The sequence below is a fragment of the Longimicrobium sp. genome, from assembly GCF_048594345.1.
In the GTDB taxonomy this organism is placed as follows: domain Bacteria; phylum Gemmatimonadota; class Gemmatimonadetes; order Longimicrobiales; family Longimicrobiaceae; genus Longimicrobium.
In genome coordinates this window covers 24,974-48,558 of record NZ_JBMDXM010000161.1, presented here as the reverse complement: position 1 = coordinate 48,558, position 23,585 = coordinate 24,974, and the positions used below count along the sequence as shown (strand labels likewise).

The 23,585-nt window shown below is 68.5% G+C and carries 18 protein-coding genes; 9 read left to right on the top strand and 9 right to left on the bottom strand.

Going from position 1 to position 23,585, the window contains the following annotated elements; translation table 11 throughout:
- Positions 1–301: 301 nt before the first annotated feature.
- Complete coding sequence (locus tag ACOJUJ_RS17770) at positions 302–865, top strand: GNAT family N-acetyltransferase (protein ID WP_420128248.1); 564 nt, start codon at positions 302–304, stop codon at positions 863–865.
- Between the two features lie 168 nt (positions 866–1,033).
- Here the strand turns inward: ACOJUJ_RS17770 and ACOJUJ_RS17765 are convergent, their stop codons facing one another.
- From ACOJUJ_RS17765 to ACOJUJ_RS17750, 4 genes are all read right to left on the bottom strand, one after another.
- Positions 1,034–1,363: a hypothetical protein gene (locus ACOJUJ_RS17765; RefSeq protein WP_420128247.1), complete on the bottom strand. Its 330-nt coding sequence runs from the start codon at positions 1,361–1,363 to the stop codon at positions 1,034–1,036.
- A 222-nt stretch (positions 1,364–1,585) separates the two neighbouring features.
- Positions 1,586–2,608, bottom strand: coding sequence for a zinc-dependent alcohol dehydrogenase family protein (locus tag ACOJUJ_RS17760; protein WP_420128246.1), 1,023 nt, complete (start codon positions 2,606–2,608; stop codon positions 1,586–1,588).
- Between the two features lie 30 nt (positions 2,609–2,638).
- A complete protein-coding gene (locus ACOJUJ_RS17755) occupies positions 2,639–3,190 on the bottom strand; it encodes a (R)-mandelonitrile lyase (RefSeq protein WP_420128245.1) in 552 nt (183 codons plus the stop codon).
- A gap of 283 nt (positions 3,191–3,473) precedes the next feature.
- The gene (locus ACOJUJ_RS17750; protein WP_420128244.1) at positions 3,474–4,220 is read right to left on the bottom strand and encodes an SDR family oxidoreductase; all 747 of its coding nucleotides are present in this window, start codon (positions 4,218–4,220) and stop codon (positions 3,474–3,476) included.
- A gap of 143 nt (positions 4,221–4,363) precedes the next feature.
- Here ACOJUJ_RS17750 and ACOJUJ_RS17745 point away from each other — a divergent pair, with 143 nt between their 5' ends.
- From ACOJUJ_RS17745 to ACOJUJ_RS17730, 4 genes are all read left to right on the top strand, one after another.
- Positions 4,364–5,266 (top strand): LysR family transcriptional regulator, encoded by a 903-nt coding sequence (locus tag ACOJUJ_RS17745; RefSeq protein WP_420128243.1) that lies wholly within the window; start codon positions 4,364–4,366, stop codon positions 5,264–5,266.
- Between the two features lie 150 nt (positions 5,267–5,416).
- Complete coding sequence (locus ACOJUJ_RS17740) at positions 5,417–6,037, top strand: heme NO-binding domain-containing protein (RefSeq protein ID WP_420128242.1); 621 nt, start codon at positions 5,417–5,419, stop codon at positions 6,035–6,037.
- Positions 6,038–6,573: 536 nt separating this feature from the next.
- Entirely contained in the window at positions 6,574–6,966 is a 393-nt protein-coding gene (locus ACOJUJ_RS17735) for a BlaI/MecI/CopY family transcriptional regulator (protein WP_420128241.1), read from the top strand.
- Positions 6,966–8,789, top strand: coding sequence for a M56 family metallopeptidase (locus ACOJUJ_RS17730; protein ID WP_420128240.1), 1,824 nt, complete (start codon positions 6,966–6,968; stop codon positions 8,787–8,789). The genes ACOJUJ_RS17735 and ACOJUJ_RS17730 overlap by 1 nt, the downstream gene beginning before the upstream one ends.
- A 990-nt stretch (positions 8,790–9,779) precedes the next feature.
- Here ACOJUJ_RS17730 and ACOJUJ_RS17725 read toward each other — a convergent pair.
- Together ACOJUJ_RS17725 and ACOJUJ_RS17720 are read right to left on the bottom strand one after the other, a co-directional pair.
- A complete protein-coding gene (locus ACOJUJ_RS17725) occupies positions 9,780–11,018 on the bottom strand; it encodes an AI-2E family transporter (protein ID WP_420128239.1) in 1,239 nt (412 codons plus the stop codon).
- Between the two features lie 362 nt (positions 11,019–11,380).
- On the bottom strand, positions 11,381–12,610 hold the full coding sequence (locus tag ACOJUJ_RS17720; RefSeq protein ID WP_420128238.1) for a metallophosphoesterase: 1,230 nt from the start codon (positions 12,608–12,610) through the stop codon (positions 11,381–11,383).
- A gap of 143 nt (positions 12,611–12,753) precedes the next feature.
- On the opposite strand from ACOJUJ_RS17720, the gene ACOJUJ_RS17715 reads away from it, so the two are divergent.
- Positions 12,754–13,359, top strand: coding sequence for a TetR family transcriptional regulator (locus tag ACOJUJ_RS17715; RefSeq protein ID WP_420128237.1), 606 nt, complete (start codon positions 12,754–12,756; stop codon positions 13,357–13,359).
- A 116-nt stretch (positions 13,360–13,475) separates the two neighbouring features.
- Positions 13,476–14,486, top strand: a complete 1,011-nt coding sequence (locus ACOJUJ_RS17710) for an MBL fold metallo-hydrolase (protein WP_420128236.1) — start codon at positions 13,476–13,478, stop codon at positions 14,484–14,486.
- Between the two features lie 330 nt (positions 14,487–14,816).
- Here ACOJUJ_RS17710 and ACOJUJ_RS17705 read toward each other — a convergent pair whose 3' ends face one another.
- Positions 14,817–15,212, bottom strand: a complete 396-nt coding sequence (locus tag ACOJUJ_RS17705; RefSeq protein WP_420128235.1) for a hypothetical protein — start codon at positions 15,210–15,212, stop codon at positions 14,817–14,819.
- 218 nt (positions 15,213–15,430) lie between these two features.
- Here ACOJUJ_RS17705 and ACOJUJ_RS17700 point away from each other — a divergent pair, with 218 nt between their 5' ends.
- Complete coding sequence (locus ACOJUJ_RS17700; protein WP_420128234.1) at positions 15,431–16,123, top strand: YceH family protein; 693 nt, start codon at positions 15,431–15,433, stop codon at positions 16,121–16,123.
- Between the two features lie 653 nt (positions 16,124–16,776).
- Here the strand turns inward: ACOJUJ_RS17700 and ACOJUJ_RS17695 are convergent.
- Together ACOJUJ_RS17695 and ACOJUJ_RS17690 are read right to left on the bottom strand one after the other, a co-directional pair.
- The gene (locus tag ACOJUJ_RS17695; RefSeq protein ID WP_420128233.1) at positions 16,777–18,129 is read right to left on the bottom strand and encodes a hypothetical protein; all 1,353 of its coding nucleotides are present in this window, start codon (positions 18,127–18,129) and stop codon (positions 16,777–16,779) included.
- A 304-nt stretch (positions 18,130–18,433) separates the two neighbouring features.
- Positions 18,434–19,576, bottom strand: coding sequence for a Gfo/Idh/MocA family protein (locus ACOJUJ_RS17690; RefSeq protein WP_420128232.1), 1,143 nt, complete (start codon positions 19,574–19,576; stop codon positions 18,434–18,436).
- 1,618 nt (positions 19,577–21,194) lie between these two features.
- Here ACOJUJ_RS17690 and ACOJUJ_RS17685 point away from each other — a divergent pair.
- Positions 21,195–23,570 carry an alpha-ketoacid dehydrogenase subunit alpha/beta gene (locus ACOJUJ_RS17685; RefSeq protein ID WP_420128231.1) on the top strand — a complete coding sequence of 792 codons (2,376 nt, stop codon included), beginning with the start codon at positions 21,195–21,197 and terminating at the stop codon, positions 23,568–23,570.
- Positions 23,571–23,585 lie beyond the last annotated feature (15 nt).

Here is a 23,585-nt window from a genome sequence, read left to right as displayed (position 1 = left end):
GGTGGGGAGATAACGACTCGCGCCCCACCGCCGCGTCCCTGCGTGAGGCCGCCGTGCATTTCGGATGCATGGGCCGCTCACCTCGATCGTGGAGCGGGTAGGCAGTTCAACAGATCGCGCATCAGGTGGTGCGGACCGCCTGTTGCTGGGCGCTCCGGAAACCGTCCCCGCGTCCGCACTCGGCGCGCCGGAATACTTCGCGCGCCACCCGGCCCCGGCACACCGCGCTACCTCCCCAGCGACGGCCCAGAGCGGAGCGACGGGACGAGTCCGGTATCTTGCGCGTGGAGTGATGGAGGGGATGCAAACACCGCCGCTGCTGCTTCGTCCATGGTCGACGGACGACGCGCCCGCGCTGCGCGCCGCCATCGACGAAAGCCTGGACGCGCTCCGGCCGTTCATCACCTGGGCGGCGGACGAGCCGGCCACGCTGGAACAGACGCGAACGCGCCTGGCGCGGTACGCCGCCGAGTTTGCCGGGGCGAGCCGGTGGCGCTACGCGGTTGTACACCGCGAAACGGGCGAGCTGCTGGGCGGCGCCAGCCTGCACCCGTATCCCGGGCCCGGCGCGCTGGAGGTGGGCTACTGGGTGCGCTCGTCGCGCACGCGGCGCGGGATCGCCGGGGCCGCGGCGGCCGCGCTCGCCCGCCACGCCCTCGATGCACACGCCGTCGAGCGCGTGGAGATCTGGTGCGATCCCGAAAACGCGGCCAGCCGGCTCGTGGCCCGGTCACTGGGATTTTCTCACGCCGGCCGCCACGTCACCCACCGCGCGGACGGCTCGCCGCGCGTGGTCGAAGTCTTTCGCATCACCTCGCGCGACGAACTGCGCGTCCCGGCCGGCGACGTGGTGATCGAGCCCTAGGGGTGAGCGCCCGTCGAGATCGGCATCCGAGGGCCCATATCAGATTCGTTACGGGCAGAGCTTCAACCCAACCCCTGCAACGAAAAGGGCCCCGCAACGGTTCTCGTTGCGGGGCCCTTGTCTTTCCGTGCGCAAGCCGCGCCAGCGGCAGCCTACTTGAGCGTCAGGTCAATCAGGCCACTGCCGGCAGCGGATGCTATGGGTGCCCGTGCCGGTTTCGCCCTGGCTGTCGGTGACCGTAAGGGTGACGGTCACGGTTCCGCCCACGCGGCAGTTGTGCTCCATCCAGGGGTCGGTCTCCGTCCAGGAATAATTGTAGGTAGTCTTGCCGGGGTAGCTGTCGGTGAACTGCCAGTAATACGAGACGTAGTTGCCGGTGCCGCCCGTGACGTACGGGCTGCAGGCGGCGACACCGCCACCCCAGTTGAAGCACTCGGGCGACACGCTGAGCGTGCTGTCGGCGGCCGCCGTCCGGGTGGTGCCGAGCAGAGCGGACAACGCGGGGAGAAGTAGCAGGAACCGTGTGGCACGCATCGCAGCCTCCTTTGTGTGTTTTAAGGCGTGAAATATTATCATAGCCAATGAAAGAGGAGGTGTCAAACAGATGTGGCTGGGGACGCGTTCCCTGAGATGCAAGGTCCGCAACGGCTTTCGTTGCGGACCTTTGGCTATGCTGGTTCTGGCCGCGCTGGCCCAATCCGCTCCGGCGGGCCCCGGAATCTACGGCATCAGCAGCGTCTTGATGGCGCGGCGCTCGTCCATGGCGCGGTAGCCGTCGGCCACCTGCTCCAGCGGAAGCGTCTGGTCGAAGACCTTGCCGGGGTTGATGGACCCGCTCCAGATTCGGTCAATAAGGTCGGGGAGAAAGCGGCGGACCGGGGCGGGGCCGCCGTGCAGGTGCACCGCGGAAAAGAAGTACTCCAGCCCCGGGATCGCCACATCGTGGGTCACGCCTACGAAGCCCACGTGCCCGCCGGGACGCGTGGAGCGGATGGCCTGCATCATCGACTCCTGCGTGCCCACCGCCTCGATCACGGAGTGCGCGCCCAGCCCATCCGTCATCTCCTTGATGCGGGCCACGCCTTCGTCGCCGCGCTCGGTCACGATGTCGGTGGCGCCGAACTCCAGGCCCAGCTTCTGCCGGTCCTCGTGGCGGCTCATCAGGATAATGCGCTCTGCCCCCATCTGCTTCGCCGCGAGCACGCCCAGCAGCCCCACCGCGCCGTCGCCCACCACCGCGACCGTCTTGCCGGGCGCCACGTCGGCCGCGTGGGCCGCGAACCAGCCGGTGCCCAGCACGTCGGAGGCCGCCAGCAGGCTGGGGATCATGTCCGCGTCCGGCTGCTCGGGCGTGCCCACCAGCGTGCCGTCGGCCAGCGGAACACGCAGGTACGGCGCCTGCGCGCCCTCCGCGCCCATGGGCCGCGCGTCCACGCACCGGCTCTGGTACCCCGCGCTGCAGATGGGGCAGGTGTTGTCCGAGGCAAAGAACGACCCCACCACGAACTGACCCTTCTTCACCGTGCGCACCGCGGCGCCCACCTCCTCGACGATGCCGACGTACTCGTGGCCCATCGGCGTCGGCTCGCCCGTCAGACCCACGCCGCGGTAGGGCCACAGGTCGGAGCCGCAGACGCAGCTGGCCGCAAGACGGATGATGGCGTCCGTGGGCTCGATGATCGTGGGGTCGGGGCGCTCCTCGTAGCGCACGTCGCCCGGTCCGTACAGAACGGCTCCCTTCATCTTGATCTGCTCCAATCCGTGGTCGTTGGCTCAGCGCGGCGCGGCGCCGTATTGCTCGTCACTCACCTTTTCCAGCCAGGTGACGACGTTCCCGTCTTGCGCCTCCTGGATGGCCAGGTGCGTCATCGCCGTCGTGGGCGCGGCGCCGTGCCAGTGCCTGGCGCCCGCCGGGATGGTGACCACGTCGCCGGGGCGGATCTCCTGGATCGGCCCGCCCCACTGCCGCACCCGGCCCACGCCCGCCGTGACGATGAGCGTCTGGCCGAGCGGATGCGTGTGCCATGCCGTCCGGGCGCCCGGCTCAAAGGTCACGAAAGCACCCGCGGCGCGCCGGGGGCCGCCTGCGTCGAACGCCGGGTCGATGCGTACGCGGCCCGTAAAGTTCTCCGCCGGTCCGGGCGCGGACGGCCGCGAGCCGGCGCGCGCGACCCGCACCGTCAGCGGGTCCCGGTCCGCGCCGGTCACAGCCGCGGCGCCAGCCGGTGCATCCAGCGGCCGGGGGAGCGCCGCGGGTGCCGCGGCCATCAGCGAAAGCGACGTGGCCGCCGCGATGAGCAGCCTCCCGTTCGTCGTCCCGATCATATTCGTCCCTCCTGACGGGTTGCGGCTTCCAGATCATCCGAGCACTGATTTCCCGAGGGAGCTCGCCTCCGCAACTCGAAGTTACGCAACCGCTTGCGCGCGACCGAAGGATCTCGTCTCGGCATTGCGGGGCTGGCCATGCTGCACCGATCCAGCCCCCGGGTGCTGCCGGCAAGATCCTAAGGTCGCGCGCAAGCCGTTGCGTAGCTTAAACTTCGGCCGTGCCGCCCCCTCAGGAAATCAAGGCTTTGCGTCAGGAACTCGGAATCTTCAAGACGCTTTCCTACAGTTCCTGGCTCGTGGGACGGAACAGGATCTCGTTGATGTCCAGCTCTTCCGGCTGGCTGATGGCAAAGGCGACGATCCGCGCGAACGAGTCGGCCGGAACCCCGACCTCTCCGACATAGTCCTGGTTCGCCTTCTGGATGTCCGTCTCGCTGATGTGGTCCAGAAGCTCCGTCTTGACCGCGCCGGGCGAGATGATCGTCGTGCGAATGTTGTACGGCTTTACCTCCTGCCGCAGCCCCTCCGACAGGGCGCGCACGCCGAACTTGGTCGCCGAGTAGACGGCGGAGCCGCCAAACAGCTTGTGGCCCGCGACCGACGACAGGTTGATGATGTGCCCCGACCTCTGCTCCTTCATGTGAGGGAGCGCCGCCGCGATGCCGTACAGCACGCCCTTCAGGTTGACGTCGATCATCCGGTCCCATTCGTCCACCTTCAGGCGCTCCAGCGGCGAGAGCGGCATGATGCCGGCGTTGTTGATGAGCACGTCGATCCGGCCGTAGCTCTCCACGGCCGCGTCCACCAGGCGCTGCACCTGTTCGCGGTCCGTGACGTCGGTTTGCACGGCGAGCGCCTTTCCTCCGGCGGCCGTGATCTCCTCCACCAGCGCCCGCAGGCGTTCCACCCGGCGCGCGCCCAGCACAACGCTGGCGCCCTGCGCGGAAAGATGCCGGGCAGCCGCCTCGCCCATCCCGCTGCTGGCGCCCGTGATGACGACGACCTTTCCTTCGATGGTGTTGCTCATGATGATCTCCCGTTTGCCGTGAGCCGTCCTTCGATTCGAACCCTGCGGCCATTTGCGCCGCCCTTTCGGAGGATGAAGCTAGGCGAAAGATTACGGCTGATAAATCGTACAGTGGTTCGCACCCTGATGCCTGCAGGTTGACAATGGTGGATGTGACGGACGGCGTCCGGGAGTTCGTCGCCGTGGTAGAAGCGGGAGGATTTCGCGCCGCCGGACGGCAGCTGGGGGTGAGCGGAACGGCGCTGAGCAAGACGCTGCGGCAGCTGGAGCAGCGGCTGGGCGTCACGCTGCTGCTGCGCACCACGCGCAGCGTGCGGCTTACCGAGGCGGGGGAGCGATACTACGCCGCGTCAAGCCAGGCGCTGGACAAGCTGCGGACCGCCGCGGAAGAGGTGGGAGAGCTGGCGGATGCACCGCGGGGTACGATCCGGCTGAACATTAGCAGCGGAGCGGAGGGGTTCCTGCGCGGGGCCGTGCTCGCGGGGTTCCTGCAGATGTACCCCGACGTCCAGCTCGACATCATCGTCGACGAGGACGTCAGCGACATCGTGGCGGCGGGGTACGACGCAGGGATCCGGCTGGGCGAGGTCATCGAGCAGGACATGATCGCCGTGCCCGCGTCCGGCCCGCAGCGGCTGGTGGTGGTGGGATCACCGGCGTACTTCGCGCGGCACCCCGGGCCCGAGCATCCGCGGGACCTGGCGGGGCACACGTGCATCAACTGGCGGCCGGGCCCGCATTCCCCGCCCTACCGCTGGGAGTTCACCGAGCCGGGTGGCGGCGACTTTTCCGTCGCGGTCCCCGCACGGGTGGTCGCCAACGACTTTTCGCTGATGATGCGGATGGTCACCGCGGGGCTGGGGCTGACCATGGGGATGGGAGACGGCGTGCAGCCGTACCTGGATCGCGGCGAGGTGATTGCCGTGCTGGAGGATTTCTGCCCGCCGTTCCCCGGCTACTACCTGTACTATCCCCAGCGCCGGCAGGCCTCCCCCGCCCTTCGCGCCCTCATTGACTACCTGCTCCGGCTGCGGCAATCGCGCTGATCCGGGCGGCCGGCCGGTGCCTGGATGGACCGGCTCCGCGTATCCGTCCGCAGTCCGGCACCGGAAGCCACGCGCACCGGCCGCTCGGCTCGCACAAGGCCAGCCGTGGCGCGCCCTTTTGTCATGCGAGGGCGCAATTCTCACGTTGCCTTGCGCAATGCACAAAGTTCGTGCAAGGTATCGCTCCCCACCCGCCGCCTGCCCTCCCCCGCTGACGGAGCCTCCCCGGTGCATGGCGTAATTTTCTCCGAGCTTCGCAAGTACGTCGAGCAGCGCCACGGCGGCCCGGCGACCTGGAAGTCGCTGCTGCACGAGGCGGGTCTCGGACGGCGCATGTACCTGCCCGTCGGGGAGTATCCGGATGCGGACGCGGTGGCACTGGTTTCGGCCGCTTCAGCCGCGACGGGTGTGCCGGTGCGGGGCGTGCTCGAGGACTTCGGCGAGTTCATCGCTCCCGACCTGATGGGGATGTACCGGTCGCTGATACGGCCGGAGTGGCGCACGCTGGATTTCCTGGAAAAGACCGAGGAAACCATCCACCGCGTGGTCCGGCTGAAGGACTCCGACGCCAGGCCGCCCGAGATCCGCTGCGCGCGCACCGCGGCGAACGAAGCGGTCATCCGCTATGCGTCGGCACGGCGGATGTGCGGCGTCGCCGTCGGCATCGTTCGCGGCGTGGCCGCGCATTACGGAGAAGCGGTGCAGATTGACGAGCCGCGCTGCATGCACCGCGGCGATCCCGAGTGCGAGATCCGGGTGCGCGTCACGTAATCCCGAATTTCGCTGGTTGTTGTGCACCGATCCCGGGTGGCAAAACTTTGTCTCACACGGGGTCAACGGGGTCAACGGTTTTGATCTTTGCCGTTGACCCCGTTGACCCTGTGTGAGATGTCCGGTTGTGGAGGTGCAGCCGGTGTTCACCCGGATTCGACACGACTGCACACCGAACCGTGAGAAACGGTATAACCTCGACGAGCGCAGCCGTGGCCGCACGTCCCCCTCCGGCGCTGCCAGGCGCTGAGCCAAAGACGAGGCATCGGCGCGCGGCGTGAAGGAAGGCGGGAACGCCGCAGCCGTCGCGAGGCGCGCCTGCGGCCGCGGCAACGTTTTGCGTGCAACGTCCATCCAACCCAACACTCGGCAGGCGGCGTCGCGCATGGCGGGTTCGCACGCCGGCCATCGACCCCTCCCGATCCCGTTACCTCATCACAGGCCTTGACTACGCGTGTAGTCACACTTATCATAGGCACGTGACGACACGTGTAGGCAACCTGCCGCGCACCCCGTGACGACAATTGTAGGCATCCATGGAACCTGAATCCACCATCGGCGACCAGGAGCTGGCCCTGGTGCGGCACATCGCCGACCGCGGCAGCGCCAGCGTGGCGGAGGCCGTCGACGAGTTCGGCGCAAGCCGCGGGCTGGCGCGGTCCACCGTGCTGACGATGATGGAGCGGCTGCGGAAGAAGGGATACCTGTCCCGCCAGGTGGCGGACGGCGTGTTTCGCTACCGCGCCTGCGCGTCCTCCGCGGACCTGCTGAAGAACGCGGTGCAGCGGTTTGTGGAGCGCAGCCTGGACGGGTCCGTCTCGCCGTTCCTGGCCTACCTGTCCGAAGCGCCCGAGCTCTCCGACAGGGAGCGGCAGGAGCTGGAGCGCATCGTCGCGCGCCTGGACGCCGCACAGCGAAAGGACGGCTGATGCTTTCCCTGCTGATCCGTGCGTCGCTCGAAGGGACGGTGCTCGCCGCCTGCGTCTGGCTGGCGTGCCGGGCGCTGCCGCGGCTGTCGCCCGGCGTGCGCGCCCTGCTGTGGTGGTGCGTGGCCGCCAAGTTCGTCGTCTCGCTGGTCTGGCTCTCGCCCGTTGCGGTGCCCGTGCTTCCCCGCGCGGCGGCGGACGCGCCGGTCGCCGGAGCGGGCGTGACGGCCGCCACGTCCCTCTCGCCTCCGCGGGCCGACAAAGGTGCAGTCCGCCCTGCCCCGCTGCCGGTCCGCGATCCCGGCGCGCCGGAGATCCCCTGGACCGCCATCGTGGTCGGCGTGTGGGCGTTGGGGCTGGGCTTTTCGCTGCTGCGGACGGCGCAGAGCTGGCGGCGCACGCGGGCCGTGGTCGCGCGATCCCTGCCCGGGGACCCGGGGCTGCACGCGATGGTTCACGAGCTCTCGGGCCGGCTCGCCCTGCGCCGGACGGCGGACGTCCGGGTGTCGGCGGAGGTCGGAACGCCGCTGGTGGTCGGCGGGCGCCGGCCGGTGATCCTGGTGCCGGCCACCGCGTTCGCGGCGCTCCCGGCCGACCAGCAGCGCATGGCGCTGTGCCACGAGCTGGCGCACCTCAAGCGCGGCGACGTGTGGCTGGGCTGCGTGCCGGCGGCCGCCGAGCGCTGCTTCTTCTTTCACCCTCTCGCCCGCCTTGCCGCCCGCGAGTACGCGTTCTGGCGCGAAGCCGCCTGTGACGAGGCCGTTCTCACCACGCTGGGTGCATCCCCACAGGGCTACGGCCGCATGCTGCTGGCGCTGGGGGTGTCACGCCAGACCGCCACGTTCTCCGCCGCGGGAGCGGCGTGGTCATTCCAGAACCTCAAACGGAGACTCACCATGCTCACCCGCACCTCCTCGCCGTCGCGCCGCGGCCGCGTTCTCGCCGCCGGCGCCGTTGCCCTCGCCATGCTGGCCATCGTTCCCATCCGGGCCGTGGCGCGCTCCGCCTCGCCCGCCGAGCCCGTGCCCTCGCGGACCGCCGGTCCCGTGGCGGCGCTTCCCGCCGCCGCGGCCATGCGTGCAGCGCTGCCTGCCACGCCCGCGGAGTCGCCGGCCCCGCGCGCCGATGCGCCGGCGGCCGTCACGGCCGACATCGCGGAACCCGCCGAGTCGCGCTCACAGGAGCAACTGCACTTCGTGCTCTTCCACGACGGCGAGAACACCACGGTCAACGGAAGCTCCAGAGACATCGACCGCGCGCGGCGGCACCGCCGGTCCGGTGAGCAGCTGCTCTGGTTCCGGTACGGCGGCCGGGAATACGTGGTCCGCGATGCGGGCGTGCTGCGCCAGGTAAACGAGCTGTGGGAGCCGATGGGACGCATCGGCGCGCAACAGGGCCGGATCGGTGCGCAGCAGGGTGAGATCGGCGAAGCACAGAGCCGCATCGGCGAGCGGCAGGGCGAGATCGGCGCGCGGCAGGGGGAGATCGGCGCACGCCAGGCTGTCGTCGGTGCGCGCCTTGCGCGCCTGGCCGCGCGGGAGGCGGACGGGGTATCGGCGTCCGAGCGCCGCGAGATCGAGCGCGAGCGTGAACAGCTGGAAGCGCAGTCGCACGACCTGGGGCGCGAGATGGAGGCGCTGGGCCGGCAGATGCAAGCGGCCAGCGAGCCGATGCGCGATCGCGGCCAGGAGATGGCGGTGCTCGGGCGGCAGATGGCGGCGCTGGGCGAGCAGATGCAGGAAGCCGCGGAGCGCGCCAACGCCGGCATGGTTACGCTGGTCCGCCAGGCGATCCAGAACGGCACGGCGGTGTCGGTCGAGGCGTAGATCCCCACAGCAACGCAAAGGCCCCGGCGAAAGCCGGGGCCCTCTGGCGTTTGTGCCTGCTGGCCCGCGCAAGGTCCCCCGCCGAGCCGAACTCTCTCCTACCGAAGACGAAAGTCAGTCATCGTGAGGCCGAGAGGGTGTTGAGAACCCTCAGTTGTTCCTCCAGAAGCGCGCTGTCATCCTGCGAGGGTGTCGAGCAACGTCAGTCTTCGTGCGAAGCGCACAGTCATCCTGAGGGAGCGCCACGCGGAACCTTCAGGAACACAAAAGCTTACGCGCGACCGAAGGACCTTCTCTCCGCCACCGTGAGGCCAGATGCGAGGTATGAAGCCAGCCTCACGGTTCTGCCGGCAAGGTCCTTCGGTCGGCGCCAGAGTATTGCGTATGAGCAGGTTATGGAGCGGCGCCTCCCTCAGGATGACGGGTACGATTCGAGGTTTCTCAACACCCTCTGAGGCTGAGCCTGAGGGAGCGCCACGCGGAACCTTCAGGAACACAAAAGCTTACGCGCGACCGAAGGACCTTCTCTCCGCCACCGTGAGGCCCGATGCGGGGCATGAAGCCAGCCTCACGCTTCTGCCGGCAAGATCCTTCAGTCGGCGCCAGAGTAGTGTGCATGAGCAGGTTATGGAGCGGCGCCTCCCTCAGGATGACTGGCACGATTCGAGGTTTCTCAACACCCGCTGATAATGAGCCTGAGGAAGCGCCACGCGGAACCTTCAGGAACACAAAAGCTTACGCGCGACCGAAGGACCTTCTCTCCGCCACTGTGGAGCTTGATGCGGGGCATGAAGCCAGCCTCACGCTTCTGCCGGCAAGGTCCTTCGGTCGGCGCCAAACTGTTTCGTGACAACCGAATACAGCGCGGCGCCTCCCTCAGGATGACGGTTCAGGGCGTTTGGCGACACGGTTTCACCGTCAGGGCGACGCCCGCACCCTCCTCCGCGCCGTCAGGGCTCCCCCGCCCTCTCCCCATCGAGATGGCGAGCGTCAGCGGACGATGGCCCGGCGCTCGGTCTGGTCACGCATCCCCAGAAACTCGCCCACCGCGGCCAGCGACTCGATGTGGTCGCAGAAGATCTTGAACGTGGCCAGCAGCGGCACGGCCACGAACGCACCCGGCAATCCCCAGATCCAGAACCAGAACGTAAGGCCCACCAGCAGCGCCACCGGATTCAGCGCCAGCTTGTGCCCCATCAGCATGGGGCTGACAAAGTTGCCCTGGATGACGTTGATCAGCAGAAAGGCGCCGGGCACCAGCAGCGCCTGGCCCACGGTGTCGTAGACGGTGAGCGCCGCCAGCGTCAGGATGGCGGTCATGATCAGGGCGCCCAGGTACGGGATGAACTCCAGCACCACCACCAGCGCGCCCCACAGCAGCGGGTTGGGCATCCCCAGCCCCCACATGGCCAGCGTTACCACCATGCCCTCGGTGAGCGTGATGGCGAAGGTGGTCAGCAGGTAGGTGCTGATGGACGCCTCGGTCTTGCGCGCGATCTCCACCGCCTTGCGCTTGTCGTGCACGGTGGGGAGCACCTTGATGAGCTTTTGCAGAAACAGGTCGCCCGCGGCCAGCAGAAAGTACAGCAGGATCAGCACTTCCATGGCGGTGACCAGAAAGCGCTGCGTGGTGCCGAACACCCGCGCGATCAGGCTGGGCTGCTTGACCACCACCTCCTGCGCCTCGTCAGGCCCCGCCACGGCGCCCGCCGCGCTTTCCACCTGCGCCGCCGTCCGGCTGGCGCGCTCCAGCGGCTGCAGCAGCGTGCGAATCTTCTGCTGCGCCGTCGCGAACGTCTCCGGCGCGCTGGCGGCCCACCCCTGCACGGGGCCAGACAGCTCGTACCCCGCGAACCCCACCGACCCCAGCAGCCCCAGGATGATGAGCCCGGCGCTCACCGGCGGCGGGATGCGGAAGCGCGCCAGCACGCGCACCACGGGGCTGAAGAGAAAGCTCAGCAGCAGCGCCACCACGATGGGCAGCAGGAACGGACGCGCAAAGTAGAGCGTGTAAAGCAGCGCCAGCACGGTCAGCGTGGTAACCCCCGCGGAGCGGCCGCGCGTGCTGTCCATCGCCTGGCCGGTCCGGCCCAGGTCCGGCTTTGGCGCACCGGCTTCTACCGGCACCGCGTCCGCCGTGGGGTCCACGTCCGGCGTGAGCACGGAAGCGTCGCCCGCATCGTCTGCGGGCTGCTCCCGCCGCCGCTCGTCAGGAGGGTCTGCGTGCATGGTCCGTTGTCGGGGGATGCGAGCTGTCGCCGTCCCCGTCCTACCAGTGCACGAGTTGCGCCCCCGTGCCAAACTCAGAGGACGTTAAAAACCTCGACCCTCTCAGTCATCCTGAGGGAGGCACCGCGCCGCAATCCGCTGATACACAACGCCCCGGCGCCGACCGAAGGACCTTGCCTGCAGAACCAGGAGCCTTGAACGGCTCCCCAGGGCCGAGTCCCGCGCGATCCGACAAAGATCCTTCGGTCGCGCGCAAACTTCTGTGGTTGCGTAAGTTGCGGTCGTGCGCTCCCTCAGGATGACAGTGTGCTTCTTGAGGAACAACTGAGGTTTCGCACCGCCCTCTCAGCCCCAGGCTCAGGTCAGGCTCGGGATCGATCGAGTTCCCGGCTCCGTGAATCCCTCCGAAGCTCTCGACCGAGGACCGCGGGTTCCGCCTCGCGGCTGGACACGACCGGGCTGCCGTGAAGCGTCACGACGGTGACCTCCGGGAGCGCCCCGATGCGAAAGGGGATCCCCCAGAAGTTGGTCCCCGGGTTCACGTACAGTACCGCGTCCCCTTCGCGGTATGCGTTCATCGCGTGGTCCAGGAACAGCGACGCCACGCTCCACCCAAGGCGGGGGATGGCGAGCTGCCCGTGGTGCGTGTGCCCGCTGAGCGTGAGGTCCGCGCCCAGCCGCACCAGCCCTGGCCAGAGTGCCGGGTTGTGCGCGAGCACGATGGAGAAGGCGTCCTCCGGAACCGCGGCCATCGTGCGCTGCAGGTCCGGCGCGACGGGACTGTCGCCGGGGTGGCGTCCGCCGGCCGGGTCTCCCGTGCCGGCGAGCCAGAACCGCGCACCGTTCCGTTCCAGCGGAACCGCCTCGTTCACCAGCACCCGCCAGCCCAGCCGCTCCATCCCCCGCCGCACGGGCTCCCACCCGGCGTAGACGTCGTGGTTGCCCGCCACCGCCACCACCCCCAGCGGCGCGGCCAGGCCGCCGAACGCGCGGCCCAGCGGCTCCACGTCGCGGGCGTAGTCGTCCACCTGGTCTCCGGTAAGGACGATCAGGTCCGGCTCCGCGCGCCGCACCGCCTCCGCGATGCGTGCAAGATGCCGGCGCGAGGTGTGGGGACCCACGTGCAGGTCGGAAAGCTGCACGATGCGCATCCCCTGCAGCCCCGGCGAAAGCTCCGCGAAGCGCACGTCCAGCGGGCGGACGACCAGGCGGCGCGTCCCCACGTACCCCCACACACCCGCGGCGAGCAGAATCCCTCCCATCAACCCGATCGCTCCGCGGCCGGCCTGCGCCCCGGCACCGAACGGCAGCCCGGCGAGCACGCCCACGACTCCGGTCACGGCCAGCATGAGCAGCGCCAGCTGGGCGTACCAGAACGGGCGGAAGATCCAGATGCGGGTAAACGCGGACGGGTACGCCGCCCCACCCATCCCCCGGATGATCAGCACGATCGGCAGCACCAGGAGCAGCATCAGGGCGAGCACGGTGCGCCAGCCGCCCGGGACGACCGGCGCCAGAAGCCCGCCGACCACCAGCCAGAGCGCGCCGTTCCACGCCATGAACCCCGCCATCACCTTCCACAGGCTCGGCACCACGTCCCCCTCCGTTTTCGATGGCCCTGTTTCCGTCCTGGAGCACTACCCACCCGGCGCCACGCAGATTATCTTGCACCGGGTGCAACAATTATATTTGCACCCAGTGCAAAGTTCAAGGGGTGATCCGCACAGGGGCGCTGATGACGCAGAAGGGACGCAGGGAGCTGAAGCGGGAGGAGACGCGGCGGCGGCTGATGCGCGAGGGGCAGCGGCTGTTCGCGGAGCAGGGCTTCGACCACACCAGCGTGGACGAGATCGCGTCGGCGGCTGGCCTCTCGCGCCGAACCTTCTTCCACTACTTCGACTCCAAGGAAGACGTCGTGCTCTCGCGGCACGACGACTTTGAGCAGGCGCTGATGGAGGCCATCCGCACGGCCCCGCGCGAGGCGCCGCTCCTGCACGTGGCCGAGCAGGCGGTGATCGCCACGCTCGCCATGTTCGACCACGACGAGTTTGCGCTGCTGGAGCGGCTGAAGCGCGAAACCCCGGCGCTGCGCGCGCGCGACCACGGCAAGTACGAGCGCCTGGAGCGCGCCGTCGCCGGTGCGCTGGCGCAGCGGTCGGGTGCATCTCCCGATGATCTGCGCACGCGCCTGGACGCAATGGTGGTCGCCGGCGTGCTGCGGGTGGCGGGATCGGGGTGGGCCGCCGCGTCCGCCGCGGGCGTGCCGATCGACGCGTACATGCGGCAGGTGGTGCGTTCGCTGGAGGCCGGGTTGGGGCAGGAATCGACCGGGGGCCGCTGAACGGACGGTCCGGTGGCGGCGCGGGCAGGGGCACGGTTGACGGCGGTGCGGTTCCTGTTGCAACATGACGCCGTGCAATCCATCCCCCGCGCACCAGCGAACCCAGGACGGGCCTGATGTCTCCCAGCCGCCGCGACTTTCTCGCGACTTCCGCCGCACTCACCGCGGGCGCCGTCCTCGGGCGGCCGCTCCCCGGGTTCGCGTCTCCGCCGCCGTACGCGCCGCAGGCGGTGCAGACGATGCAGCAGGCGAACTTTACGCCCATCCGCCGCAACGTGGGCACGTTCACCATGCGCGGCGGCACCGTGGGCTGGCTGGTGGATCGCGGCGGCGTGGCGGTGGTGGACACGCAGTTCCCCGCCGAGGCGCAGGCGCTGCTGGCGGGGCTGCAGGAGCGGTCCGGCAACCGCGGTGTGGACGTGCTGCTCAACACGCACCATCACGGGGACCATACGGGCGGCAACGGCGTGTTTCGCGGGGTCGCGCGGCGCGTGGTGGCCCACGGGATGGCCGACCAGCACATGCGGCGCGCGCCGCAGCCGCCACAGCAGGCGCAGCCCGCCCAGCAGCCGTCCGCGCAGCCCGCTCAGCAGCAGCCGACGCAGCCGCCTCCCCCGCCGCCGCTGTACCCGGACCTCACCTTTACGCACAGCTGGTCCTACGAGGTGGGCGAGGAGCGCATCGTGGCACGGCACCACGGGCGCGCGCACACGAGCGGTGACGCGGTGATCACCTTTGAGCGGGCGAACGTGGTGCACATGGGCGACCTGGCGTTTCACCGGCGCCACCCGGTGGTGGACCGCGCGGCCGGCGCCTCCATGCGCAACTGGGCGCGCGTCCTGGAGCACGTGGTAGAGGGGCACGCGCGCGACACCATCTACATCTTCGGGCATGCGGGCGAGGGGCTTCCCGTCACCGGGAGCGCGGCCGACCTGCTGCAGTTCCGCGACTACCTGGGCGCCGTGCTGGCGTTCGTGGAGCGGCACGTGGAGGCGGGCCGCTCGCGCGAAGAGATTCTGGCGATGCGCACCCCGTTGGCCGGCTTCGAGGCGTGGGGCCCGTTCGGTCAGCCGGGTGCGCGCGACCCGCTCACCGTGGCCTACGAAGAGGTGACCACCGGCGCGTAGCCCCGCGCCCAGAGGGTGTTGCATGCCATCCGCTTACGTTGGCTGAGACGGCATTGCCACCCGTCCCCTGCTCCCGATGGAAGCACGGTGTCATCCTGAGGGAGCGCACACCCGTAACCATCATAACCACAAAAGCTTGCGCGCGACCGAAGGATCTTTGTCGGGTCGCGCGCGGCCCAGCCCTCGGGAGCCGTTCAAATCCCTCCGTAACGCAGACAGAAACGGGGTCGCGGTTGCAGTCCGCAACCACGACCCCGCTTTCATGAGGGGTGACCATCGCGCTGACTCGAAACGGCTTCGTACGTCGAAAAGGTGTGGCGTGCCCGGCGCTCAGAAGAACCTGCGGCGGAACTCCACGGCAAAAAAGCCGGTCACGTCCAGCGGGGCGATCCTGAAGCGAACCGTCCATTGGGCTTCATCCCAATACAGTCCCAGCATCACGTCGATTTCGTCAGGCCGGTCGCAGTCGCAAAGTCCCAGCGCGATGGACGAAAGTTCCCATTCGCCGGCGTCCAGCCTCTCGCGGTCGACAAAGTGGTCCAGGTACGACTTTGCCCGCTCGAAGAGGGCGTCCAGGCGCTCCACCGCCCACGCGGCCTGCGCCACGCGGGCGGGGTCCGGCGCATCCGGGCCGCCGCCGACCGCGATCTCCACCTCGCTCCCCGGTACGTTGGCGAACCAGAGCTCCTGGTTGGTCATGAACGACCGCGCGCGTCGAAATTCCACGATCGGAAGGGGTGAGAGGGGAACGGGATGAGGGGCGACGCGCTCGGCAGGGTCGAACAGAAAGATGCGGCCGCCGGCGAGGGCACACCAGATTCTCGGGATCCACGGAGCCTTGCCACGCTCCGGCAGCCCCGGCACGATCCGCGCAATCCGGCCGAATGCCGGCGGTTTACCGTTCGCCGGCGACTCGATCAAAACCCTTATCGCGCGATCTACCCATGATTTCGTCAGCAGGGACGGACGAGCATCCCCCGCTCACGGTGATCGAAGTGCGTGTCCTTGGCTCGCTCCTGGAAAAGGAGGTCACGACGCCGGACAACTATCCGCTTTCGCTGAACGCGCTGGTGGCGGCGTGCAACCAGACCACCAGCCGCGAGCCGGTCATGCGGCTGGGCGAGGACGAGGTGACCCACGCGGCCGTCGCGCTCCGCCGCCGCGCCCTGCTGCGGCAGATTCAGCCGGTGGGCTCACGCGTGACCAAGTACGAGCACCGGCTGGGCGAGACGATGGAGCTGAGCCGGCGCGAGCTGGCGGTGCTGGGCGTGCTGCTGCTGCGCGGCCCGCAAACGCCGGGCGAGCTGTACACCCGCACCGCGCGGCTGGAGCCGTTCGAAGATCACGCGGACCTCGAGCGGGTGCTGGAAGCGCTGATGGCGCGGACCCCGGAGCCGCTGGTCGCGCGCCTCCCCCGCCGGCCCGGGCAGAAGGAGCTTCGCTACGCACACCTGATGAGCGGCGAGCCCCAGGCCGATGCGCCAGGAACGGCGGATGAAGAGCCGCCCGCCCCCACCCGCCGCGCCGGTGCGGACGGCGACCGCGTCGCGACGCTGGAGCGGACGGTGGAAGAGCTGCGCGCGGAAGTCGCCGCCCTGCGCGCCGACCTCGACGCCTTCCGCGCCCAGTTCCAGTAAGCGCGAGTTCGAGATGATGGAAACCGGGAGATGATGGAATACCAACTGTCATTCTGAGGAAGGCGCCACGCAGGGCTCTCCGTTCGCGCAGCAGCATGGCGCCGACCGAAGAATCTCTATGCTGAAACGCGCGGTTCTTTCACGACGGGTTCCCGGGCGTTGCCCGGAAAGGGGCCCCGTGCGAGGGGGTCTTCCTCAGCCTCAGCCTCAGGGGCTGTTAAGAAACCCTCGAATCGTGCCAGTCATCCTGAGGGAGGCGCCGCTCCAAAACCTGCTCATGCACAATACTCTGGCGCCGACCTAACGACCTTGCCGGCAGAAGCGTGAGGCTGGCTTCATGCCCCGCATCGGGCCTCACGGTGGCGGAGAGAAGGTCCTTCGGTCGCGCGTAAGCTCTTGTGTTCCTGAAGGTTCAGCGTGGCGCTCCCTCAGGATGACTGTGCGCTTCGTACGAAGAACAATGGTTTCTCAACAGCCTCTCAGCCTCAGAGTGACAGTGTAGCCGGATCGAGATCATCTCAGATCCGGTGATCAAATCGTCCCGCAGAAAGACAGAGGAGCGGAGGCGTACCTGGACGCCTCTGCTCCTCTGCCTTTCCGCTGCTCTGCGTGATGAGGCGTTCAGTTGTTCAAGCCTCTGGAGCGCCTTGGCGTCAGCGCGCGGGTGACAGGGGATACGTGCGGACACCCGGGTACACACCGCCCTCGATGTGGTGCTCCGCTTCCACGTACACACCCCAGGGGAGTCTGAGTCCGTCCTCGACCGTAAGGCCAAAGTGGACGATGCGGTCTCTCGATTCCGCTCCCTGCGATCCTTCCGTGCCACCCACGTGCGAGTGGCCATGATACAGCGTGGCCGACCAGCTGCCCCCGATGTACGCGGCGTCGCGGCCCCGGCCGGCGGCCAGATCCACTCCACCGCCAATCGCCACGCCGCAGGAAAGGTCCACCCCCGCACCCTTGCCCCAGATGGTCCCCGCCGGCAGGAACACGTAGCTCGGCCAGTCGAGCTGATCTCCATCCGGGCCGTACCCGTGATCGATAAAAAACGGCCGGGCATCCAGTCCCGCATTCGCGGCCTGTCCCAAGCCGAGAACCTGGCGGTAGAAGGCCGTGATGGTGCGGCGGCAACGGCGATCGCTCGATGAATTTTCGGGCGCCGCGATCAGCCACCGGCAGAGTTCCTGGATGGTCAGGCCGTCGACCAGCACCTGGTGGCGGTTGACCACGTAGTCGCTGAGATCGCTGGCCCGGCTGGGAAGGCGCGCCTGGATAAAGGCCTCGAACTCCGCCGACGCGAGGACGCCGTACCGCACCGCGGCCAGTGCCGCACGGCCTTCCTGGGCGAGCGCGGCGATGGACCGTGCACGCTCGCTGGGCCGGACCTTGAGAACGGCATCCGCGAGCCTGGCGCCAAAAACAAAGGCCCGTTCCTGTGCTTTCACGCGCGCGGCATGCTCCAGCACGTCCAGGAACGGGCGGTCCGGCAGGTCGGTGTGCGGATCGATTGTATCGTGCGTATCCATCACCTGCAGTGCGAGAGCACGCTCATGGCAGGGGCGGAATCGTGCTACAACCGATTCCACGACCTCCAGGTGCGGCTCGATGTCCAGCGACGGAAGCTCACCCAGGCACTCAATCATGCAGTCGATGCACTGCCCCCGCACGTCGAGCGTGACCATGGGTGAATCGGAAACGATCGTGCGCACGGCCTCTCCAAGCGCCGCCTCACCCAGCGGCGTACCGGCGTTCTCACGGCACACGCGTCCCAGCAGGTCCACCAGCCGATGGCGGGAACGCTGCTTTTCGGTATTCAGCCACGAGGTCAGGTGGATGTCCGACCTCAGCACCCGGCCAAGCGTCGTCAGGACGTTGGACCCGTCCGTGCGCGAGCTTACCGCGTCGTACAGCAGGCCCAGAATCACCTCCCGCACGCCGGGACCGCCGGTCTGTGCGGCCAGCCAGTTCATTCCAAAGCCGTTGATGCCGTACAGCAGGTCCAGCATCTCCGCGCCGTCGAGGAACGGGTTCTCGCCGCCGCGCAGCGCGGATGCAAGCGCTTCGAGCCGTCCGGTGATCGCTTCGGAATCCCGGGTCGGTGCTTCGTCCATTCGTTGGTTCAGCCGCAGAGGGTGATACGCCGATGGAACTCGGCGGCCGGATCATCCGGCCGCCGAGCGGAGAACGTGAGCCAGCGGCTGGCGGAGGAGTCACCCCGCCTCGACGCTGGCTTCAATCAAATCGATCGGGAGAGCCCGAGCAAGCGCGAACCGGGCCCCTTCCCCGCTGGGGACCCGATCGCCGCCTGCCTTACCGCCGGATCCGCGCGAACGTCTTGGCCTTGTCCATCACGTCCACCACCTTGCGGTTGAAGGCCAGGTCGCTGAGCTGCGGCGTGTCGGTGATGAAACGCGAGTACATGTCGAACAGGCATCGCGTCAGCATGTCGTCGGGCAGCTTGGCGACCCGCGTCTGCTCCATGGACCCGTCGGAGTTGTGGCCGGAGTACTCGATGACCACGCTGGTATGGTCGTCCCCCGTGACGGGCAGGAACGCCTCGATGTGCTCCGTGTTGGGAAAGCGCAGCTTGAGCTCGCGCGTGCGCGTGAGCGCGTCCAGGTAGGAGACCAGGACCGCGATGCACCCGTCCAGCTCCAGGACGATGATGCCGACGCCCATGTTCCGCACCACCTGGCACGGCTCGGTGTCCGCCTCGCGATAGTGCATGTGCCGCACTTCGGCGCGAAGAACCCGGTATTCCGACGCGTCGGCTAGGTACAGCGCGGTGGCGATCTGGTGGGGCAGCTCGACGTCCATGACGGACTCCGGCTTGGAGCGGCCGGCCAGTGTCGGAGCCACCCGCGGCTTCGACATCTCGAACTCCAGGTAGTGCGGCCGCCGTCCCACCTGCTGGATCTTGTCCTTGCAGCTGGCGACGGAGCGGCTGTACAGGTACGGGTTGATCACCGCGATGCTGGCGCCCGTCCGATCGGCGATCCGCTGCATCTCGTCGACGTCGGCGGTGTTGGACGCGCACGGCTTTTCGACGATGATGCGCCGGAATCCCGCGTCGGTCGCGGCGCGCAGGGCGGATGCGTGATCGTCCGCGGGCGTGCAGATGTGCACCACCGTGTTCTCCGGATCGACGCCCGTGAGATCCGCGAACGAGGTCCCGCTGCGTACCCGGTCCGGGTCGTATCCGTAGTCGTATTCCAGACGATGCAGCGCGCGTCTGGCTCCCGTTTCAACGCTGTCGATCACACCGACCACCGCCCCGAACGGTGAAGCACCGGCCCCGCCCCGGCGAATCTTCTCCAGAATGGGCATGTGCAGACCCAGCCCCGCCCGGCCCAGGCCCACGATCACCGCGTCCAGGCCCCGGGCAGGCACGGTCACGTCCGAGATATGGAGATCGGCCGGCAGCTGCAGGGCCGAGGTCGCTAACTCAGTCACTTCGTTGCTCCGTTGGAAGGGTCAGGCGAAGGTTCTGTGGCGTGATCGGACGCACCCACGTCGGGCGCCACCAGGCCATGGCGCTCGCTGGGATCCGTCGAAGATGTCCGCGGCGCGGCGTGAACCGGGCTGATCGATCGAGAGGTGTTCTCGATGGATGGACGGGCGGGCCGGCGCGGCTGTGCCATCGCCACGGCAGCTAACCCATTACGATATTCATTTTTGGACCGATGAGGATACCCAACTTCAATCGCGCCGTCAATCGGGCCTGGGCACGCCGACGAACCGATCCCGGCACGTCACGCCGTCAGATTCCATCCACCCGTCGTTCAGATCCCGGCCGTCCCGCGTGCCGGGCAACCTGCCGCCCCGCCCACCTGAGCCCCACTGTCATCCTGAGGGAGCGCACACCCATAACTTTCATGATCACAAAAGCTTGCGCGCGACCGAAGGATCTCTGTCGGGTCGCACAGAACTCAGCCCTCGGGAGCCGTTCAAGCTGCCTTGGGGAGCCTGGGCAAGGCAAGGTTTGAGGCGCTTCGGATAGAGATCCTTCGGTCGGCGCACGGGCTGCCGCGCGTCACCGACGGTTCCGGGAGGCGCCTCTCTCAGGATGACAGGTGGGGGTCGGGCGGGCGGGCTGAGAGCGCATTGCCAAACTCACCTGCTCCCCACGGGAGCACACTGTCATCCTGAGGGAGCGCACGCCTGTAACCTGCACATCCACAGAAGCTTGCGCGCGACCGAAGGATCTCTGTCGGGTCGCGCAGGACCCAGCCCTCGGGAGCCGTTCAAGCTCCCTTGGGGAGCCTGAGTAGGGCAGGGTTTGAGGCGCTTCGGATAGAGATCCTTCGGTCGGCGCACGGGCTGCCGCGCGTCACCGACAGCTCCGGGAGGCGCCTCTCTCAGGATGACAGGTGGGGTCGGGTGAGGGGGGGGCTGAGAGGGCATTGCCAAACCTCACCTGCTCCCCACGGGAGCACACTGTCATCCTGAGGGAGCGCACGCCTGTAACCAGCACAACCACAGAAGCTTGCGCGCGACCGAAGGATCTCTGTCGGGTCGCGCAAGACCCAGCCCTCGGGAGCTGTTCAAGCTCCCTTGGGGAGCCTGGGTAGGGCAGGGTTTGAGGCGCTTCGGATAGAGATCCTTCGGTCGGCGCACGGGCTGTCGCGCGTCACCGACAGTCCGGGAGGCGCCTCTCTCAGGATGACACGTGGGGTCGGGCGGGGGGCTGAGAACGCATTGCCAAACCTCACCTGCTCCGGAGTGCCCCTGTCCAGCAGGCTCGGAGCTGCGACTCCCTCGAAAAATCGGCTTCTGGTAGAATCCCGAAACACGCTCCCAAGGGTCACCAGAGGGTGCGGGGAACTTGACGCCGGCCGCCTGCCGGCTGCATGATTGGCAGCGAATCCGCCCCGCGCTTCCCGCGTCGAGCCGTGCCAGCGCGGCGGTTCAGGATCAGGAATGCGCGTGCCCGACTGGATATCCAGCCGGGCATATGTACGTTACAGCACGCCTCGCTACCGGGAGTTTGATCCGCATGGCATCGAAGTCGCCTCGACCGTCGTCCGGGCCCAAAGCGCGAGCATCAGGACCGCAACAAGGAAACCGTTCATTGCCAACACCTGACGAGATCATCAGGGATTACCGCATCGCCTTTCGCAGCCGCCAGGTAAGCACGCTCGCGGTGGGCGAGGTCATGCTGGGCCGTGCCATGTTCGGCATCTTTGGCGACGGCAAGGAGGTGGCGCAGGTGGCGATGGCGCGGGCGTTCCGCCCCGGCGACATGCGCTCCGGCTACTATCGCGACCAGACGCTGATGTTTGCGCTGGAGCTGCTGGACGTGCAGCAGTTCTTTGCGCAGCTGTACGCGCACACCGACGTCGAGGCCGAGCCGGCCTCGGGCGGACGCGGGATGAACGCCCACTTTGCCACGCGCATGCTGGACGAGCGGGGGCACTGGCTTCCGCTTACCGAAGGCTATCAATCCTCCGCCGACATCTCCCCCACCGGGGGCCAGATGCCCCGGCTGCTGGGGATGGCGTGGGCCTCCAGCCTGTACCGCAGCCTGGAAGAGCTGCGCCCGTTCACCGACTTTTCGCGCAACGGCGACGAGGTGGCGTTCGGAACCATCGGCAACGCGTCGTGCGCCGAGGGCGTGTTCTGGGAGGCGATCAACGCCGCGGGGGTCATGCAGGTGCCCATGCTGATGTCCGTGTGGGACGACGGCTACGGCATCTCCGTCCCCAACGAGATCCAGGTGGCCAAGGGGAGCATCTCCGAACTGCTGCAGGGCTTCCGCCGCACCCCCGAAAGCCCCGTGGGCTTTGAGGTCGAGGTGGTGAAGGGGTGGGACTACCCCGCCCTGCTGGACACCTACCAGCGCGTGACGGAAACCGTGCGCCGCGAGCACGTTCCGGCGCTGGTGCACGTGGTGGAGCTCACGCAGCCGCAGGGGCACTCCACCTCCGGCAGCCACACGCGCTACAAGTCGGCCGAGCGGCTGCAGTGGGAGCGCGAGCACGATGCCCTGCCCCGCATGCGGGCGTGGATCGTGGAGCAGGGGTTCGCCACCGAGGCGGAGCTGGAGGCGCTGGAAAAGGAGGAGGTGCAGCACGTCCGCGCCGCCCGCGACGCCGCGTGGCAGGCGTACCAGTCGCCGATCGACGCCGAGGCCGAGGCGCTGGCGGCCGCCATCGACGGCGCGCTGGCCAACGCGGGCGAGGCGCGTGCACGGCTTGAGGCCGAGCGCGACGACCTGCGCCGCCGCAAGACGCCGCTGCGGCGCGACCTGGCCGTCGCCGCGCACCGGGCGCTGGTGGCCGCGCGGGGCACGCCGGCCGCGGAGCCGCTGCTGGCCTGGCGCCGCGAGCAGGAAGCGCAGATGGCCCAGCGCTACCACACGCACCTGCTTTCCGAGTCCGATCAGGCGGCGACGAAGGTTCCCGTGCTGCCGCCCGAGTACACGGCGGATTCCGTCGAGGTGGACGGATACAAGGTGCTCAACGCCTGCTTTGACGCGGCGCTCAAGCGCGACCCGCGGGTGATCGCGTTTGGCGAGGACGTGGGGCGGCTGGGCGACGTGAACCAGGGGTTCGTAGACCTGCAGGCGCGCTACGGGCACCTGCGCGTGGGCGATACGGGGATCCGCGAGGCCACCATCATGGGGCAGGCCATCGGGATGGCGCTCCGCGGCCTGCGGCCGATCGCGGAGATCCAGTACCTGGACTACCTGCTCTACGGCCTGCAGATCCTGTCCGACGACCTGGCCACGCTGCGCTACCGCACGGCCGGCGGGCAGAAGGCGCCCGTCATCATCCGCACGCGCGGGCACCGGCTGGTGGGCGTGTGGCACTCCGGCTCGCCCATGGGGATGATGCTGGGCGCCCTGCGGGGGATGCACGTCCTTGTGCCGCGCGACATGACGCGGGCGGCGGGCTTCTACAACACGCTCCTGCGCTCGGATGACCCGGCCGTGGTGGTGGAGGTGCTGAACGGGTACCGCATTAAGGAGCGGCTTCCCGTCAACATCGGCACGTACACGCTGCCGCTGGGGGTGGTGGACGTGATGCGCGAGGGGACGGACTGCACGGTGGTCACCTACGGCGCCTGCTGCGCCATCGCCATGGAGGCCGCGGCCGCGCTGGAGGCGGTGGGGATCAGCACGGAAGTGATCGACGTGCAGTCGCTGCTGCCGTTCGACGTGGACGGCGCCATCGTGCGCTCGCTGCAGAAGACCAACAAGGTGCTCTTTCTGGACGAGGACGTGCCCGGCGGCGCCACCGCGTACATGATGCAGGAGGTGGTGGAGCGGCAGGGCGGATTCCACTGGCTTGACGCCGCGCCGCGCACCCTGGCGGCGGCGGAGCACCGCGCGGCCTACGGACGCGACGGCGACTACTGGTCCAAGCCCAGCGTGGAAACCGTCTTCGACGCCGTGTACGAGATCGTCTCCGAAACGGCCCCCGCGCGCTTTCCCTCGCTCGCCTGACCGGGAGCGGCGGTT